The sequence below is a fragment of the Agromyces sp. LHK192 genome (assembly GCF_004006235.1).
Taxonomy (GTDB): Bacteria; Actinomycetota; Actinomycetes; order Actinomycetales; family Microbacteriaceae; genus Agromyces.
The window spans coordinates 4,026,541-4,042,883 of sequence record NZ_CP034753.1 but is presented as its reverse complement, the minus strand read 5'-3'; the positions used below and the strand labels follow the sequence as shown (position 1 = coordinate 4,042,883).

The window sequence follows — 16,343 nt, the reverse complement described above, 5'->3', positions numbered from 1 at the left end:
CGGATCTGCGCTCGGGACCGTCAGATCACATAGTGGTGTGGTTCAGCCGCGGCATCCGCAGCGAAGCGGTCGAGCAGTTCGCGGCGCGCGGCGGCGTACTGCGCAGTCTCCAGGTAGCCGTTGTGCCTCGCCACGGTCCAGAGGTACGTGCGCGGTGACCGCTCGGTCGCCCCGCGATCGATCGGGTTGTCCTCCGTGCGGTAGCCGGAGACGGGGAAACCGAGGTAGTCGGTTCGGCGCCACAGGCTCCGCCAACGTGGCGCGCGCGACACCCTCGGGTCGGCGCCGAGCAGTTCGGTGAGCGACGGCGGCTCTTCGGGCTCGGGCGCCTCCTGGTGCCGATCCGCCCACTCCTGCACGACCTGCTTCTTCCACGGGTCGAGTCCGAGCAGCGACGGGCCGAGCGTCCCGGGAACGCCGAGGACCTGGGCGCCGAACACCTCCGGGAAGAACCTGCTGAAGTACGCGCGCAGTTGCACTCCATAGGTCAGCAACGCCATGCGCCGGGTGTCGGGATGGTCTTCGTCGCGGAGGGCCACGGCTCGGCAGGCATCCTGATGCCCGGCGTCCTCGTGCTCGGCGGCGTGCATCGCGAACAGCGTGGCGACGGCGAGCGTTCCGCCCATGGAGTGGGCGGAGAGGATGATCCGCCGATGATCGCCGCCCTCGGCGTGGAGCCAGTCTCCGATACGCTCCTGCAACTCCGGGACCGTGCGTTCCGCGTAGCACGGAGGCGTGAAGGGATGACCGGCCCGGGGGAAGAAGCAGATGATGTCCCACACCAACCCGAGCGGTCGTTCCGTGGAGGTCGCGGCATTCGAAACGACCCACGCGACGGCGGCGAGGGCGAGCAGCCCGAGAGCCCAGTTGGCGAGACCGGATGCCGATGCCCAGGCCGAACTCATCTGCAGCTGTTCCCCGAACAGGGGAACGGTGAGCGGCACGAGCGCGACCGCGGTCAGGATCGCCAGCCACCGGAGCATCGGTTCGCCGCGGTGCGCGAGGCTTGCGACCCGACGAGCCGAGACGACCTTGCGGTCCTTCTCGTCGTGTTCGTCGAGCGTCGTCGGGTAGCCGGGGCCGGGGCCGTCGGTGCCGGCGCGGTTTCGATCGGGCGACGGCTGGGGACCCGGTTCGGCTGCGAGGGTCGGCACCGTGTACCGCGCGAACCGCCGCAGTGCCGTGCCTGCCGCGGTCGCGGCGAGCAGGATCAGGATAATCAGGACGGCGAGGAGGACCACCGCGAAGCGCTCGTAGAAGTCCGGCGCGTCGAGCAGATCCCCGTTCCGTGGCTTCGGCAGCTCGCGTTGGTGCCCGGTGATCTTCGGCGACTCCGCGGAGGCGGCCAGCCAGGCATGCGCCCCGACGACCATCAGGCTCGTGATGACGAGCGACGTGAACAGTGCGACGAGCAGTGCGACCGCCGCCCCGTTGCCGTGCCAGCCCAGGCGCTTCCGTTCGAGCTTCGTGGATCTCGAACGGAGGAGGTAACCGGCTGCGACGGCCGTGCCGGTCAACGCCACCGCGGCCCACGACCACCCTGCACGCCAGACGGGCCCGTGCTCTGCCTGCCAGACCTCGGCGACGATCACGACGGTGAACGCGCCGGTGAGCAGAATCCATGCGATCCACCGCTGCCACCCGCAGCCCCACGTCAGGCTCGCGACGGCGATGAGCGCGCAGATGGTCGCGATCACGCCGGGGGTGATGATCAGGCCCTGGGCGCGCCCGTCATCGGGGATGCTCGCCGAGGACGGGAGGAAGGCCCACACGAGCCAGGCGAGGTACGCGAGCGTCGAGGCGATCAGTGCAACGGTCGCCCATGCGCGCTTGGATCGGAACGACCAGTGCGTGTGGGTCAGGCCCGACACGGCCGTGATGCCGACGGAGCCGGCGAGGAGCGCGGTTGCGGCGACCACGGCGATGAAGGCGACCGGTTCGCCTCCGCGGTCGAAGGCGAACCAAGCCGCTGGATCCCACTCGGATCCACTGCCGGAGTCGCCGATCCACGCGTCCCAGGCCAGCAGCAGCAGGACGAGCGAGATCGACGCCGCGAGGTGTGAACGTTCGGTCGCCTGTGCCACCTTCGAACGCCGCCAGAATCCCTTCGACGCGAGCAGCGGCGGGAACTCGCTCTGCTCAGGTCGATCGCCCCGCAACCAACGTCCGGTGTTCCGCGGCTTCTCGTCATCGCCGGCGCTGGTGGACGACGTCGTATCGGGGAGGTCGGTGTTGGGATCGAACGACCCGCGCGCTCGTAGGCCGATCAGGTAGATGAGCACGATGAGGAGGATCGGCACCGTGCTGAACAGGGCGGCTCTCGGCAGTGCTTCGAGACGCGCGAAGGTGTCGAACCAACTGGGGAGCGCGGCGCACGGTGTCTGGTCGTCGAGGCACTGCATGGCGATGAGGTCCACGCTCACCGACATGAATGCCGCGACGTAGAACAGCGTCTGCAGGAGGGCGAACATGCGCACGCCGATCGCACCGGGCCCGCCGTCCCACCAGCGTGACGCCCGCTCCTCGCCGGGGATGTTGCGCCGAGCCCAGTACGCGAGGTTGCAGAGGCCGAATGGAAGCACGAACAACCAGCCGAGGTGCACGAAGGCCCGCCCGATCACGGCGAGGGCCGACCCGCCGCTTCGGGCGAGGTTGCCCCACGAATAGGCCTCGACGCGTACCTGCTCGGGAGCGTCCGACTGCTCGGACGCCACCCAGAACGACCCGTACTCGTCACCGGTGACCCGCTCGACGTGGTCTTCTTTCACGCAGAGCATCTGCGCCGGCGGAGAATTGGCGATCCCGTGGATCCGCAACTCGAGAACGTGAGGCTCTGCCATGTCGACCTCTCTCACGATGACGGCGAGCTGAATCTAGAACCTGAGCGGTGCTCACGGAAAGCCCCTGATCGGGGGATGCTCTCCGGTTGGTGCGTCGACCGACGGTGGAGCCGACTCCACTGACGTGAACGTAGGCTCGTCGGGTGAGTTCCGCGCAGCCCGAGGCATCCGTCGATCGTCGTCGCCGCGCCCCGATCGGATGGGTCGCGGCGGCGTTCGCGCTCGACGTGGTGCTCGTCGTCGCGTTCGCGGCGTCGGGTCGGGCGAGTCACGCAGAGGACGTGCTCGCGGGCCTCTGGCAGACGGCGTGGCCGTTCCTCGCAGGGCTCGTGATCGGGTGGGTGGTCACGCTCGCCTGGCGGGCACCCGCCGCTCCGGTGCGCACCGGCCTCGGCGTGTGGGTGGCGACACTCGTCGTCGGGATGCTGCTTCGCGCGGTCTCTGGCCAGGGCACCGCCGCCGCATTCATCGTCGTCGCGACGGTCGTGCTCCTCGCCGCGCTCGTCGGCTGGCGCCTGATCGCGGCGCTCGTGCGGCGGCTGCGGAAGCGTGCGTCGCACGGCGACGTACGCGGCGACCGCTCAGCCGTCTCCTGACAGACTCGTCGGGTGATCACCGACGAAGCCCGTGCATTCCTCGCCGAGTACCACCTCGCGACCCTGTCGACCGTGGGTCGCGACGGGCGCATCCACTCGGTGCCCGTCGGCATCACCTACCTCGACGGGGTCGTCCGCGTGATCGGCACCCGCGGCACGCAGAAGTTCCTGAACGTGCAGCGCACCGGGCGCGCGAGCGTGAACACGGTCGACGGCTGGCGCTGGCTGAGCTTCGAGGGCCCGGCGCGCATCGTCGAGGACGCGGACTCCGTCGCGCAGGCCGTCGAGCTCTACACGCAGCGCTATCGGGCGCCGCGCGTGAACCCCGAGCGGGTCGTGCTGGAGATCCGGGTGGAGCGGGTGCTCGGGTCGCCGCAGTTCCGCGAGGCACCGGTGGCGTAGGCGCTGTCCTCAGACGCTCGGGCAGGAGCACGACGCACCGCACGCGCAGGCGTCGCCGCACGCACAGAGGTGCTCCGACGCGGCGGGTGCGTTCTTCTCGGTGATCGTCAGTTCGATGGTCATGGTTACCCCTCACGGTGGTCGACGTATACCCCCAGAGGGTATCAGGGTGGCGTGTGCGCGTCCATCCGCACGGCTTGTGTCTACGCCGGCCCCGACCTACCATGGATCCTGCGCGATATGCGAATGCACTGTTCGATAATCGAACGAATCACGATGAGGTGAGGAGAAGCCCGTGCAGTTCCACCACCACGGCTACCTGTCGACGGACCCGCGGGTCGAGCCCGCAGCGGGCGTCGGCATCGACCGGCCCGCCGAGCTCCCCGACGAGGTCGACGTGCTCATCGTCGGATCCGGCCCGGCCGGCATGACCGCGGCCGCCCAGCTCGCGCAGTTCCCCGGCGTCGTCACCCGCATCGTCGAGCGCCGCCCCGGCCGCCTCGCGATCGGCCAGGCCGACGGCATCCAGGCGCGCAGCGTCGAGACGTTCCAAGCGTTCGGCTTCGCCCGCCGCATCGTCGAAGAGGCGTACCGCATCACCGAGATGGCGTTCTGGAAGCCCGACCCCGCCGACCCGGCCCGCATCCACCGAGCCGCCCGGGCCGTCGACGACGAGCACGGCATCAGCGAGTTCGAGCACCTCATCGTGAACCAGGCGCGCGTCCTCGATTACTTCGCCGAGTTCGCCGCCAACTCCCCCGCGCGCATCCGCCCCGACTACGGCTACGAGTTCGTCGGACTCGAGATCACGCAGCCCGACGCCGAGGGAGGCCTCCCGTCGCACCCGGTCACCGTTACGCTGCGGCGAGTGCCGGGTGCCGACGAGGCATCCGAAGGGGCATCCGCTCGCGCGGAGGTATCCGACGGCGTCTCCGCTGCGGCATCCGACGGCGACGCTGCGGGTGGCGAGGCATCCGATGACCTCCGCGTCGTCCGCGCGAAGTACGTGCTCGGCGCCGACGGTGCGCGCAGCGGCGTGCGCGAGGCGATCGGCGCGAAGCACATCGGCGCCCAGGCGTTCCACGCGTGGGGCGTGATGGACACCCTCGCGGTGACCGATTTCCCCGACATCCGCACGAAGTGCTCGATCCAGTCGGAGGCGGGCAACATCCTGCACATCCCGCGCGAGGGCCAGCACCTGTTCCGCATGTACGTGGACCTCGGCGAGGTCTCCGCCGACGATCGCGGCGCGGTGCGCAAGACGACGCTCGAGGAGATCATCGAGAAGGCCAACGCGATCCTGCACCCCTACACGCTCGACGTGAAGCACGTGCCTTGGCACAGCGTCTACGAGGTCGGCCACCGCGTCACCGACCGCTTCGACGACGTGCCCCTCGACGAGGTCGGCACGCGCACGCCGCGCGTGTTCATCGCGGGCGACGCCTGCCACACGCACAGCGCGAAGGCCGGGCAGGGCATGAACGTGTCGATCCAGGACGGCTGGAACATCTCGTGGAAGCTCGGTCACGTGCTCAGCGGCCTCGCGCCCGAGGAGCTCCTCGCGACCTACTCCGCCGAGCGCCAGGAGATCGCGCAGAACCTCATCGACTTCGACCGCGAATGGTCGACCCTGATGGCGACGAAACCCGAGGACCTCGCCGACCCGTCGGAGCTCGAGGACTTCTACGTGCGCACCGCCGAGTTCCCCGCCGGATTCATGACCGAGTACCGCCCGTCGATCATCGTCGGCACGGGCGCGCGTCAGGAGCTCGCAACCGGATTCCCGCTCGGCAAGCGGTTCAAGTCGGCCGAGGTCGAGCGCGTCTGCGACACGAACCGGGTGCACCTCGGTCACCACCACCGCGCCGACGGACGCTGGCGCATCTACGCGTTCGCCGACGCGGCGGCGCCGACGTCGGATGCCTCGGTGACGGATGCCCCTGTGACGGATGCCTCTGCGTCGAAGCTCGCCGCCTGGGCGAAGTGGCTCGGCGAGGCATCCGATTCACCGGTCGTGCGGTTCACGCCCGAGGGCGCCGAGCTCGACAGCGTCTTCGACGTGAAGGTCGTCTACCAGCAGGACCACACGCAGTTCGACCTGACCGACGCGCCGGCCGTGTTCTTCCCGCGGAAGGGCCCGTGGGGGCTCGTCGACGCGGAGAAGGTGTACGCGGCCGCTCCCGACGACGACATCTTCGAGGCGCGCGGGCTCGACCGCGGCGGCGTGGTCGTCGTGGTGCGGCCCGACCACTACGTCGCGCACATCCTGCCGCTCGACGCGACCGACGAGCTGGCCGCGTTCTTCGACGGAGCGCTGCTGCCGCAGCGGGCGAGGGTTGCGGCGGGGTGACCGTCGAGGCAGCGTGACCGTGGGCGGGGCGGTGTCTGTCCGGCCTTGCCCAGGTCTGCCCGGCCCTTCCGCCTCGTCCCCCGACCCAGCGCATGAGAATCCGGCCCACAGGCCCTGCAGCCGGTGTCTACGCCGGATTCTCATGCACGGTATCGGTCTGAAGAGTCGTGCGACGTGGGCAACGGCGTGCCCGGACCGATTCGACGCGGCAGGTTCTCCCGGCTCAGTCGGTGCCTGGCGGGGCCGACGGGAACCGTCTCTTCGGCGCGCGCGATCAGTCCCTCGGCGAATGCCCGGAACGTCGCGTCGTCGACCGGCATGAGGGTTCCGGATGAGGGATCGACGGGAACGACGCCGATCGTGTACTCCACGCCCCGCTCGCTTCCCGCGATGATGACGGCTCGCTCGGTCGTGTCGCCGAATGAGGCGGTGCCGACGTCGATGCGGGTCATCCGATCGAATCTCAATCGGGCGCCGGCGGAACGTCCCCCGCCAGAGATTCGCCGAAGCTCGAGCCCGCGTGTCTCCATGACCGCCACCTGGTACGACCGCCGAGGTCGGGTGTACGACGTCCAGAGCCCGATCTCTCGCGGGGGAAATACGGAGAAGTCCGCGGTCGTTCGAACGCCGATCCCGTCATCGATGCGGGCGGCCGCACGCCGGAGCGCCCCGCGGGCCACGGCGATGCCGATCGACCAACCGAGCGCTGAGAGCGTGGCGAAGACGAGGATGACGAGGATCGCGCGAGGGTCGAGCGGAACTTGCAACGCCGCAGCGAACGTGGTCGAGGCCACCAACCAGATGACCACCGGTAGCGCACCGATGCGACGTCGCCGTGGCAGACCGGGTCGACGCCGCACGGAGACGCTTCCACCGAGGGTGCTCGCCGTCCGCCGCGGCACAGGGGGGGATGCTTCGGGCACGTGGGAGGTCCTCATCAGGAGTCGCGGCGGAAGGCGGTCGACCCGGGCGCTCGCAGGTCCGGATCACACACGCTGATTCGTGGCCTTCCGGGCGCTCGGCAGCCACAGCAGTACCGCGGCGCCGGTGAGGAGGATCGCGACCAGGGTGCTGAAGAACTCGGTTCGCACGACCATCGGCAGAGCCGCGATGGCCAACAGTGCCACGACCCACTTCGGCCATGAGCGGCCACGACGTGCGGAGATGGCGCAGATGATCCCACCGACGCCCAAGAGGAGCGAATACGTCGCCCCCACCGCGACGAGCGCGATCCTGACCGCGGGGTTGTCGACCGAGGCCGCGAAGTAGAGCACGTCGGTCACGCCGATGAGCAAGGCGCACACGCCGCCGACGATGAGAGCTCCCGATGCGAGTTCGACCACTTTCGGCAGCGAAGGTCGCTCCGAGAACGTCAGCTTCGCGTACGTAGAGGGACGGTCGGCCATGTCAGTGCCACACCCGCGACCAGAGCGACACCACGATCGGCCCTGCGATGATCGAGCACCAGACGGCAAGGGCCACCGCCGTCGACGACAGCACCAGGGCGGTCACAGCTTGTGGACGACGCCGCCCGTCGTTTCGGTTCGCGTTGCGTATCGAGACGAGGCTCGTCGCGAGAGACGTCACCGCCGCGCCCCCGAATACCACGATGCCGAAGACGAGGAGCGTCGCGACGACCACATCGCCGGCTTCCCCCGCGGTCGATGCCACGATCAGCATCGCGGTCGCGCCGATCAGCGAGATCGATGCGCTCAACAGTGATGAGCTCGCGAGCCGATTCGTCGGTGAGTCTGGCAGGAGCTCGAGGTGCTCTTCGAAGTAGTACTCGACGAAGGACTGGGGCTTCCCGCGGAACTCCGTATCGGACCACGACGATCCGTCCCACCATCGCTCGAGATCGGCGGCCTCGGGATCCTCGTACCACCCTGGAGGCGGTGATGCCGCACCGGCGGCGACTCCGTTCATCGAGACCCTTTCGGTACGTCATGCCTGGTGGCTGATAAGGAACCTACCTCGTCGGCGTGTGGTTCGAGGATGGAGTCGCTCCTCCGCTCTCAGGGACGCGGTACTTGAACCCGATGTGCGAGTCCGCGAATCCGAGTCGTCGGTAGAACCGGTGAGCGTCTTCGCGAGCCGCGTCCGACGTGAGCTGGACGAGCGACGCTCCGATCGCGGGCGCGACCTCGTCGGTGACCCACCTCATCATGGCGGCACCGATACCCGACGAGCGCCGGTCGCCCGCCACTCGCACCGCTTCGACCAGGAGTCGGGTGCTTCCGCGGCGAGCCATGCCGGGGATGGCCGTGAGTTGCAAGGTCGCCACCAGGCGAGCGCCGTCGTCAGCGCCGTCGTCGACGCCGACGATCAGTTCATTGGACGGATGCCGATGATCCGAGTGAGCGCTTCGGCGTACAACGGGCGGTCCGCGGCAGCGTCGAGGTCTCCGCGTCCTGCGCTGATCGGATCGTCGGACAGGAGGCGCATGAGGTCGGTGAGATCATCGGCGTCGGCGCGCCTGAGCGTGACGCCTCCCGCAACGACGTTCAGCTCGACGGGGAGGGATATCGCGTTGAGCATGCATCCATCATGCGCCCGTCGCTCAGCCTCCGTACGCGCGCGTGATCGCGTCGGCCGCGGCGCGCAGCCGCTCGGCGATCTCGTCTTCGGGCTTCGGCATCGACACGTGGATCACCGCGATCGACGCGGGCGGTTGACCGGCCAGCATGAGCGGGACGGCGACCGAGCGCAGCGACGGCACGACCTCGTCGTGGCTGTGCGTGTAGCCGCGGCGCCGACTCTCGTCGATCTCCTGCCGGAGTTCGTCGGGCACGCCGGCCGGCCACGCGTCGTCGGGAAGTCCCGCGAGGATCGCCTTGCCGGGTCCGCCGCGCGTGATCGGATGCCGGTGCCCCGGCCGGTACGAGATGACCGCGGTGCTGCGGCGCGGCGAGGCGCTCACGAGCGTGACGGCCTCGTCGACGTCGGCGAGCACCGCGACGAGGCACGTCATGCCCAGCTCGTTGGCGACCTCGTTGAGTTCGGGGAGCGCGACCTGCTGCAGGTCGCGCGAGACGCCGGCGGCGAGGGCGGCGAGCCCGGTGCCGAGTTCCAGCCGGCCGGATGCGTCGCGCGCCACGAGTCCATGGTGCTCGAGCGTGCGCAGCAGCCGGTACGCGACCGACCGGTGCAGGCCGAGCTCCGCGGCGAGTTCATCGATCGAGAGATTGCGATCGGCGGCGGCGAGTACTTCGAGCACGCGGATGCCCCGGCTCAGCGTCTGCGAACCTGCCGGCTTCTGGGGCTCCTCAGTCACCGTTCGATAATAGAACGCGGCGGTCGGTTCAGTGGTTCCACGGATGCCGCTCGCCCCTTGTCGTCGTAGCGTCCGCGCCATGTCACAGCAACGGAGCAACATCGCGAACGCGATCGGCCTCACCGCAACCGGCGCGGTGTGCGGCCTCGCCTGGGCGGCATCCCTCCGAGCGTTCATGTCGGGCATCGCCGGGCACGGCTCGCGCTACGACTGGACGAACACGTTCGTCGGCGTGCTGCTGCCCGGGCTGCTGACGGGCGCGATCCTCGGCTACGCCGAGTTCCGCAGGCGCACGGGCGGCACCGGCCGCTGGCGGCGGCTCGCGCTCGCGCCGCTCTCGTTCCTCGTGGTCGTGTTCATGCCGGTGCCCGGTCCGACCGGTGTGCTCGGCGAGGCCGCGACGGCACTCCTGGTGACGGCGGTCGCCGTGGCCGGCGGGGTGGCGTTCGGCACGGTGCCGCCGATGTGGGCGCGCATCGTGTGCGGTGTCGTCGCGGGTGCCGCCGCAGCCGGGCTCGCCCTGGTCGGCGCGCTCAGCGGCGAACGGATGCTCGCGGTCACCGAGGCGCGCGGGGCGTACCTCGCCGTGTTGGGCGCGTCGCTGCTCGTCGTGCTGTACCTCGCCGAGTCGATCCCGTTCCGGCGGGCGGTCGTGGTGGCGGAGGCGGTGGCCCACGGAGAGGCATCCGCCGGCGGCGAGGCATCCGTCGCTGTGACGCCCGTCGATACGACCGACGCACGCTGAGCAACCCTCGAACGTTTCGCCTCGCGAAAGAATCGCCGTTCTTGCGCATCGATTCGGTGTCATATCGCACGTAACACTTCGTCGCGGCCCTACTCTGATCGCAGGTTGCCCCGACGCCGATGGCGCGCCAGGTCCAGCGACCGAGGTACAGCGACGCCTGAGGCGCGCGCTCGATGAAGAGGAGAAGTGCTGCATGTCGCGTATCGGTATCGTCACCGAGCAGGCCCCGGAGACGCGGGTCGCTGCGACACCGGCGACGGTGAAGCAGTTGACCGCCCTCGGCTACGAGGTCGTGGTCGAGGCGGGAGCGGGTGCCGCCTCGGCGTTCCTGGATGACGCGTACGCGGCATCCGGTGCGGTGATCGGCACGGCGGCCGATGCGCTCGGCGCAGACATCGTGCTGAAGGTCAACGCGCCGACCGACGCCGAGGTCGCCGGGATGGCGCTCGGCACCACCTTCATCGGCCTGCTGGCTCCGGCGTTCAAGCCCGAGTTGCTGCAGGCGCTCGCCGAGCAGGGCGTCACCGCGCTCGCCATGGACGCCGTGCCCCGCATCTCGCGCGCGCAGTCGATGGACGTGCTGAGCTCGATGGCGAACATCGCCGGCTACCGCGCCGTCGTCGAGGCCGCGCACGAGTTCGGCCGCTTCTTCACCGGCCAGGTCACGGCCGCCGGCAAGGTGCCGCCGGCGAAGGTGCTCGTCGCGGGCGCCGGCGTCGCGGGGCTCGCCGCCATCGGCGCGGCCTCGAGCCTCGGCGCGATCGTGCGCGCCACCGACCCGCGGCCCGAGGTCGCCGACCAGGTCAAGTCGATCGGGGGCGAGTACCTGAAGGTCGAGGTCGAGGTCGAGCAGTCCACCGACGGCTACGCGAAGGCCACGAGCGAGGCGTACGACCGCCGCGCGGCCGAGATCTACTCCGAGCAGGCCGCCGACGTCGACATCATCGTCACCACCGCGCTCATCCCCGGCCGCGCGGCACCCAAGCTGATCACCGCGGCGGATGTCGCGAGCATGAAGTCCGGCAGCGTCATCGTCGACATGGCGGCCGGCCAGGGCGGAAACGTCGAGGGCTCGGTCGCGGGTGAGCGCATCGTGACGCCCAACGGCGTGACGATCCTCGGCTACACCGACCTCGCCTCGCGCCTGCCGACCCAGGCATCGCAGCTGTACGGCACGAACATCGTCAACCTGCTGAAGCTGCTCACGCCCGCGAAGGACGGCCGGCTCGAGCTCGACTTCGACGACGTCGTGCAGCGCGCCGTCACCGTCACCCGCGGCGGCGACGTCACCTGGCCGCCGCCCCCCGTGCAGGTGTCGGCCGCGCCCGCGGCATCCGCAGCGCCGGCGCCGGCCGCCGCCGCGCCCGAGCCGAAGAAGCCCATGTCCGCGGTGAAGAAGACGGCGCTGGTCGCCGTCGGCATCGCCGCGCTCTTCGCCGTGAACGCGATCGCTCCGGCACCGCTCCCCCAGCACTTCACCGTGCTGGTGCTCGCGGTCGTCGTCGGCTTCTACGTCATCGGCAAGGTCGCCCACGCGCTGCACACGCCGCTCATGAGCGTGACCAACGCGATCTCGGGCATCATCATCGTCGGCGCGATGGTGCAGATCACCAGCGACGTCCTCGTCGTGCAGATCCTCGCGGCCGTCGCCGTGCTGCTCGCCAGCATCAACATCTTCGGCGGCTTCGCCGTCACGCGGCGCATGCTCGCGATGTTCCAGGCGGGGCACGCCCAGGCCGGCAACCCGCAGCCGGCCGCCGCTGCCGGCGCCGGGGCATCCGACGCCGCTTCCACGACCGCCGCCCGCGCGCAGCGCTGACCCGACGCACTCGACGAGGAGTCCCACCTTGCCCGAATCCCTGCTCACCCCCGAATCGATCGCGGGAGCCGCGTACATCGTCTCGGCGCTGCTGTTCATCCTGAGCCTCGCCGGCCTCAGCAAGCACGTCACCGCCAAGGCCGGTGTCGGCTACGGCATCGCCGGCATGGCCATCGCGCTCGTCGCGACCGTCTGGGCCACCTTCGCCGGCGCCTGGGGCACGACCGCGGTCACCCTCGGCCTCGTGCTGCTGGTCGCGGCCGTCATCGTCGGCGGCGCGATCGGCCTCTGGCGGGCCCGCGTCGTCGAGATGACCGGGATGCCCGAGCTCATCGCGCTGCTGCACAGCTTCGTCGGCCTCGCCGCCGTGCTCGTCGGCTGGAACGGCGCCCTCGAGGAGTCGCACCTCACCGGCGCCCTCGCCGACATCCACCACGCCGAGGTCTTCATCGGCGTCTTCATCGGGGCCGTCACGTTCACCGGTTCGATCGTCGCGTTCCTCAAGCTGTCGGCGCGCATGTCGTCGGCGCCGCTCATGCTGCCCGGCAAGAACGTGCTCAACCTCGGCGCGCTCGTCGCGTTCGTGGCGCTGACCGTCTGGTACGTCATCACCCCCGACCTGTGGCTGCTCATCGTCGTCACGGCCCTCGCGCTGCTGCTGGGCTGGCACCTCGTGGCATCCATCGGCGGCGGCGACATGCCCGTCGTCATCTCGATGCTGAACAGCTACTCGGGCTGGGCCGCGGCCGCGGCGGGCTTCCTGCTCAACAACGACCTGCTCATCGTCACCGGCGCGCTGGTCGGCTCCTCGGGTGCGTACCTGTCGTACATCATGTGCAAGGCCATGAACCGGTCGTTCATCTCGGTCATCGCCGGCGGCTTCGGCATCGCCGCGCCGACCGCCTCGGCCGAGGTCACCGGCGAGACCCGCGAGGTCAGCGCCGAGGACGTCGCCGAACTGCTGCGGGATGCCACGAAGGTCATCATCACCCCCGGATACGGCATGGCCGTCGCCCAGGCGCAGTACCCGGTCGCCGAGCTCACGGCCCGCCTGCGCGAGCGCGGCGCCGACGTGCGGTTCGGCATCCACCCCGTCGCGGGCCGCCTGCCCGGGCACATGAACGTGCTGCTCGCCGAGGCGAAGGTGCCGTACGACGTCGTCGAGGAGATGGACGAGATCAACGACGACTTCGCCGAGACCAGTGTCGTCCTCGTCATCGGCGCCAACGACACCGTGAACCCCGCCGCCTCGGAGGACCCGGGCAGCCCCATCGCGGGCATGCCGGTGCTGCGCGTGTGGGAGGCCGGCAACGTCGTCGTCTTCAAGCGCTCGATGTCGGCCGGCTACGCCGGCGTCGCGAACCCGCTGTTCACGCGCGACAACGCGCAGATGCTGTTCGGCGACGCCAAGCAGCGGGTGGAGGACATCCTCAAGGTGCTGTAGTCGGCACCGCAGGCGAGCGGTGGGCGGCTGTCAGGCGGCCCACCGCTCGCGCTCGAAGAAGGCGAGCTGCGCCCGCTTGTGCTCGAGCTCGATCTCGGGGCCGAGCTCGAAGCCGACCCGCGTCATGCGGGCGAGCGCGGCGTCGTTGCGCACGTCGGGTTCGACGATCACGCGGCGGGCATCCGGCGCCGAGAACACGAACTCGCCGAACGCCCGGATGATCCGCGTCGTGACCCCGGCCGCTCGGATTCCGTGCGACCCGACGAAGAAGTGCAGCCCGACGTCGCCCTCGCGCACCTCGTAGTGCTCCCCCACCGGGTCGTGTTCGGGGTCGTACGTCTGCAGCAGCGCGATGGGCGTGCCCTCCCGGCGCAGCAGGAACGCGTGGTGCGTGTCGAGCGAGTCGACGAAGCGGTACAGCTCGCGGAGCTCCTCGCGCGAGAGTTCGCCGAGCCCCCAGAACGCCGCGCGCGGCTCGCGGACCCAGTCGTGCACGAGGTCGAGGTCGGCGTCGTCGTCGACGTCGAGCACGGTGAGGGAGAGGTCGCCCAGCGCGTTGTCATGGACACGGAACACGGTCTCCCCCGGTGCACCGGAGATCAGGAGGCTCATCGCCACTCCTCAGGCTCGAGGGCGTTCCAGTCGGTGACGACCTGCGTCGTCCCGGCGACCGCCCAGTCGGTCAGTTGATCGTCGAAGTGTGGATGCCCCGCGATGCCGGATGCCCCGAACGGCACACCCCAACGGCTGCGCTCGCGGTCGGAGAGATCCCAGATCCACCGGGCGACCGATCCGCGGTAGCCGAGCGGCGTGACACCCGGCACCGAGCCGGTGCAGCGAACCGTGTCGCCGTCGCCGGCGAGCTGGACGGCACCGAGCGCGGGTGCGGCCGCCGCGGCCTCGGGCACGTCGGCGAGCACGTGGAGCGGGTGGAGCAGGTGGACGTCGCCCCAGGTCGAGGGCGCACCGGCGTGCGCGTCGGCAACCGCGCCGGTCGGAGCACCGGCCGCCGCGTCCGCGTGGAGATCGGCCGCGGCAGCGACGGCCTCGAGCGCGTCGACCAGCACCGCTTCGCCGTCGATGCCGAGTTCGGATGCCTCGAGCAGCGACTCGAGGGCGTCGTTGACCCGCGACGACACCGAGAACCACGGGTCGAAGATCGCACCCATGCCGTGCGCGGCATGCAGGGGCCGAAGCGACTCCGCCGCGCTGATCTGCCGGACGATCTCCGCGCGCCAACGGGTGAATGCGAGCGCGTCGGCGCTGTCGGCGGCGAGGTCGCCGTCCCACGCGAGCAGGCGGCGGGCGAGGTCGCGGCCGGCGCCGGTGCGCGCCCGGCCGCGGAGCGGCTCGAGGCGGGCCGCGAGCGCCAGCCCCCGCAGGCTGACCGTGTCGGCGTGGATCCGCGCGCAGGTCGTGAGCGATACCGAGCCGACGAGCCCGGTGTCGTCCTGGGGGTCGATCTGCTGGTCGAGGAGTTCGCCGATGCGGCGAGCTCGCGCGTCGTTCGCGTACTGGAGTCCGAGGTCGGCGGCGGGCCGCCCCGCCGGATGCTCGTTGGCGTCGACCGCGACGTCGGCAACCGGCTCAGGCGGTTGCGTTGTCGATCGGACGGGCGCGAGCCCGTACCGCGCCGCGTCGAGGGGCAGTTCACGGTCGGGCTTGGCGCGGTCGGGCACCCGTCCGGCCGTGAACCGAATGACGGTGCCGTCGACGTCTGCGGCGACCACCCGGTTGACCGGGTCCGACCAGTGCTCGAACGCGGCGGCCACGTCGTCGGCGCTGCGCGAGCGGAGCAGCCGGCGGAAGGCCGCGAAGCCGGCATCGGCCTCGATCCTGGCGGGCATGGCGAGGGAGTAACCGGTTCGAACGGTGTCGCCGTCGTGCTCGACCACGCCGCCGGCCTCGCCCTCGACGACCAGCGGGCCCCGAGCGGTCGTCAGCACCCGTACCTCGATGGGCTCACCGCCGCGCACGACGATGTGCTCGTACGCCGACTCGACCGGTTCCCATCCGTCGGGACCGAGCGCCTCCGGGCCGGCATCGCGAGCCGCCCCCGCGCCTGGCTCGCGAAGCCGCTCGGCGAACACGTCGACGGAGTGGGCGATCGCGTTGGTGATGCCCCATGCGGCATATCCGGTGTGGCCGAAGTGCTGGATACCGGGCACACCCGGGAAAGCGAGCCCGACGACGTCGTACTCGGGGCACGCGAGACGCACCTGCTGGTACACGCCGGGCAGTTCGAGCAGCCGGTGCGGATCGCCGGCGAGCAGCGGCGCCCCGGTGTCGGTGAAGAGTCCGTGCACGGCCCAGGCGTTGCTGCCGGCGCCGGCGGGCGCGGCGCCGGGTGTGAACCTCGCGACCGCGGCCGGGCCGAGCGCCCGGGCGACGTGCGCCCGCCAGAGCAGGTTCGGGAACGGCGAGAACAGGACATGCGCGACGAGGAATACTCCGATCGGCGCCCAGGGCTCCCACGGCTCCCACGGCGGGGCATCCGTCTCGTCGGCGACCGCGGCATCCAGCGCGGCGAACTCGGGCGCTGCCCGGCGACCCTCGCGGAGTCCGCCGTTCACGCCGCGCACGTACGCGTCGACCCAGTCCCGGTCGGCGGGTGCCAGCGCGTCGTACACACGCTGCGCGGTGTCGGCGAGCCGGACCCGACGAGCGAAGCGGTCCCACTCGACGCCTGCCGCACCGAGGTGCTCGGCGAGCCGGCCCTCGGCCCGCCAGCGGTCGACCTCGATCTGCCAGGCGCGATCGAGCGCGGTGGCGCGACCCTGCGCCTCCGCGAGGGCGAGCTCGTCGCCGGCGCGCAGGTGCGGGATGCCGAGCCGGTCGCGGAACAGCTCGGCGCGGGGCATCCGCTCGGTCAC

15 protein-coding genes and 1 pseudogene are annotated in these 16,343 nt (G+C 70.7%); 6 read left to right on the top strand and 10 right to left on the bottom strand.

What is annotated here, in order from left to right:
- Positions 1–20 precede the first annotated feature (20 nt).
- On the bottom strand, positions 21–2,840 hold the full coding sequence (locus ELQ40_RS18410; RefSeq protein ID WP_127794996.1) for a hypothetical protein: 2,820 nt from the start codon (positions 2,838–2,840) through the stop codon (positions 21–23).
- Between the two features lie 143 nt (positions 2,841–2,983).
- Between ELQ40_RS18410 and ELQ40_RS18405 the strand changes: the two genes are divergently transcribed.
- The 3 genes from ELQ40_RS18405 (at position 2,984) to ELQ40_RS18395 (ending at position 6,188) form a co-directional block, all read left to right on the top strand.
- Positions 2,984–3,436, top strand: a complete 453-nt coding sequence (locus ELQ40_RS18405) for a DUF3054 domain-containing protein (protein ID WP_370296509.1) — start codon at positions 2,984–2,986, stop codon at positions 3,434–3,436.
- 12 nt (positions 3,437–3,448) lie between these two features.
- On the top strand, positions 3,449–3,838 hold the full coding sequence (locus ELQ40_RS18400; RefSeq protein WP_127794995.1) for a PPOX class F420-dependent oxidoreductase: 390 nt from the start codon (positions 3,449–3,451) through the stop codon (positions 3,836–3,838).
- 295 nt (positions 3,839–4,133) lie between these two features.
- The gene (locus ELQ40_RS18395; protein WP_127794994.1) at positions 4,134–6,188 is read left to right on the top strand and encodes an FAD-binding monooxygenase; all 2,055 of its coding nucleotides are present in this window, start codon (positions 4,134–4,136) and stop codon (positions 6,186–6,188) included.
- A 140-nt stretch (positions 6,189–6,328) separates the two neighbouring features.
- On the opposite strand, the gene ELQ40_RS18390 is transcribed toward ELQ40_RS18395, so the two are convergent.
- The 7 genes and pseudogenes from ELQ40_RS18390 to ELQ40_RS18370 form a co-directional block, all read right to left on the bottom strand.
- Positions 6,329–6,982 carry a hypothetical protein gene (locus tag ELQ40_RS18390; protein WP_127794993.1) on the bottom strand — a complete coding sequence of 218 codons (654 nt, stop codon included), beginning with the start codon at positions 6,980–6,982 and terminating at the stop codon, positions 6,329–6,331.
- A 192-nt stretch (positions 6,983–7,174) separates the two neighbouring features.
- Positions 7,175–7,531: a hypothetical protein gene (locus ELQ40_RS18385; RefSeq protein WP_127794992.1), complete on the bottom strand. Its 357-nt coding sequence runs from the start codon at positions 7,529–7,531 to the stop codon at positions 7,175–7,177.
- A gap of 64 nt (positions 7,532–7,595) precedes the next feature.
- On the bottom strand, positions 7,596–7,868 hold the full coding sequence (locus ELQ40_RS19270; protein ID WP_240665865.1) for a hypothetical protein: 273 nt from the start codon (positions 7,866–7,868) through the stop codon (positions 7,596–7,598).
- Between the two features lie 147 nt (positions 7,869–8,015).
- Positions 8,016–8,114 (bottom strand): annotated as a pseudogene (locus ELQ40_RS19425) (DUF2510 domain-containing protein); the annotation flags it as partial.
- 43 nt (positions 8,115–8,157) lie between these two features.
- Positions 8,158–8,514: a GNAT family N-acetyltransferase gene (locus ELQ40_RS19420; protein ID WP_370296800.1), complete on the bottom strand. Its 357-nt coding sequence runs from the start codon at positions 8,512–8,514 to the stop codon at positions 8,158–8,160.
- Entirely contained in the window at positions 8,514–8,726 is a 213-nt protein-coding gene (locus tag ELQ40_RS19415; protein ID WP_370296507.1) for a hypothetical protein, read from the bottom strand. Before ELQ40_RS19415 ends, ELQ40_RS19420 begins: the two co-directional genes overlap by 1 nt.
- 22 nt (positions 8,727–8,748) lie before the next feature.
- Positions 8,749–9,462 (bottom strand): IclR family transcriptional regulator, encoded by a 714-nt coding sequence (locus tag ELQ40_RS18370; RefSeq protein ID WP_240665864.1) that lies wholly within the window; start codon positions 9,460–9,462, stop codon positions 8,749–8,751.
- Positions 9,463–9,541: 79 nt separating this feature from the next.
- On the opposite strand from ELQ40_RS18370, the gene ELQ40_RS18365 reads away from it, so the two are divergent.
- The 3 genes from ELQ40_RS18365 (at position 9,542) to pntB (ending at position 13,470) form a co-directional block, all read left to right on the top strand.
- Positions 9,542–10,207, top strand: a complete 666-nt coding sequence (locus ELQ40_RS18365; RefSeq protein ID WP_127794989.1) for a hypothetical protein — start codon at positions 9,542–9,544, stop codon at positions 10,205–10,207.
- Positions 10,208–10,400: 193 nt separating this feature from the next.
- A complete protein-coding gene (locus tag ELQ40_RS18360; protein ID WP_127794988.1) occupies positions 10,401–12,026 on the top strand; it encodes a Re/Si-specific NAD(P)(+) transhydrogenase subunit alpha in 1,626 nt (541 codons plus the stop codon).
- A 28-nt stretch (positions 12,027–12,054) separates the two neighbouring features.
- Positions 12,055–13,470, top strand: coding sequence for a Re/Si-specific NAD(P)(+) transhydrogenase subunit beta (gene pntB, locus ELQ40_RS18355; protein WP_127794987.1), 1,416 nt, complete (start codon positions 12,055–12,057; stop codon positions 13,468–13,470).
- A 30-nt stretch (positions 13,471–13,500) separates the two neighbouring features.
- Here the strand turns inward: pntB and ELQ40_RS18350 are convergent, their stop codons facing one another.
- A complete protein-coding gene (locus tag ELQ40_RS18350) occupies positions 13,501–14,082 on the bottom strand; it encodes a GNAT family N-acetyltransferase (protein ID WP_127794986.1) in 582 nt (193 codons plus the stop codon).
- Positions 14,079–16,331 (bottom strand): penicillin acylase family protein, encoded by a 2,253-nt coding sequence (locus ELQ40_RS18345; RefSeq protein ID WP_127794985.1) that lies wholly within the window; start codon positions 16,329–16,331, stop codon positions 14,079–14,081. The genes ELQ40_RS18350 and ELQ40_RS18345 overlap by 4 nt, the downstream gene beginning before the upstream one ends.
- Positions 16,332–16,343 lie beyond the last annotated feature (12 nt).

Coding starts and splice junctions, on each gene's coding strand:
- ELQ40_RS18365 (WP_127794989.1), top strand. CDS start 9,542: ATGTCACAGCAACGGAGCAACATCGCGAACGCGATCGGCCTCACCGCA.
- ELQ40_RS19270 (WP_240665865.1), bottom strand. CDS start 7,868: ATGCTGATCGTGGCATCGACCGCGGGGGAAGCCGGCGATGTGGTCGTC.
- ELQ40_RS18360 (WP_127794988.1), top strand. CDS start 10,401: ATGTCGCGTATCGGTATCGTCACCGAGCAGGCCCCGGAGACGCGGGTC.
- ELQ40_RS18410 (WP_127794996.1), bottom strand. CDS start 2,840: ATGGCAGAGCCTCACGTTCTCGAGTTGCGGATCCACGGGATCGCCAAT.
- ELQ40_RS19415 (WP_370296507.1), bottom strand. CDS start 8,726: ATGCTCAACGCGATATCCCTCCCCGTCGAGCTGAACGTCGTTGCGGGA.
- ELQ40_RS18345 (WP_127794985.1), bottom strand. CDS start 16,331: ATGCCCCGCGCCGAGCTGTTCCGCGACCGGCTCGGCATCCCGCACCTG.
- ELQ40_RS18350 (WP_127794986.1), bottom strand. CDS start 14,082: ATGAGCCTCCTGATCTCCGGTGCACCGGGGGAGACCGTGTTCCGTGTC.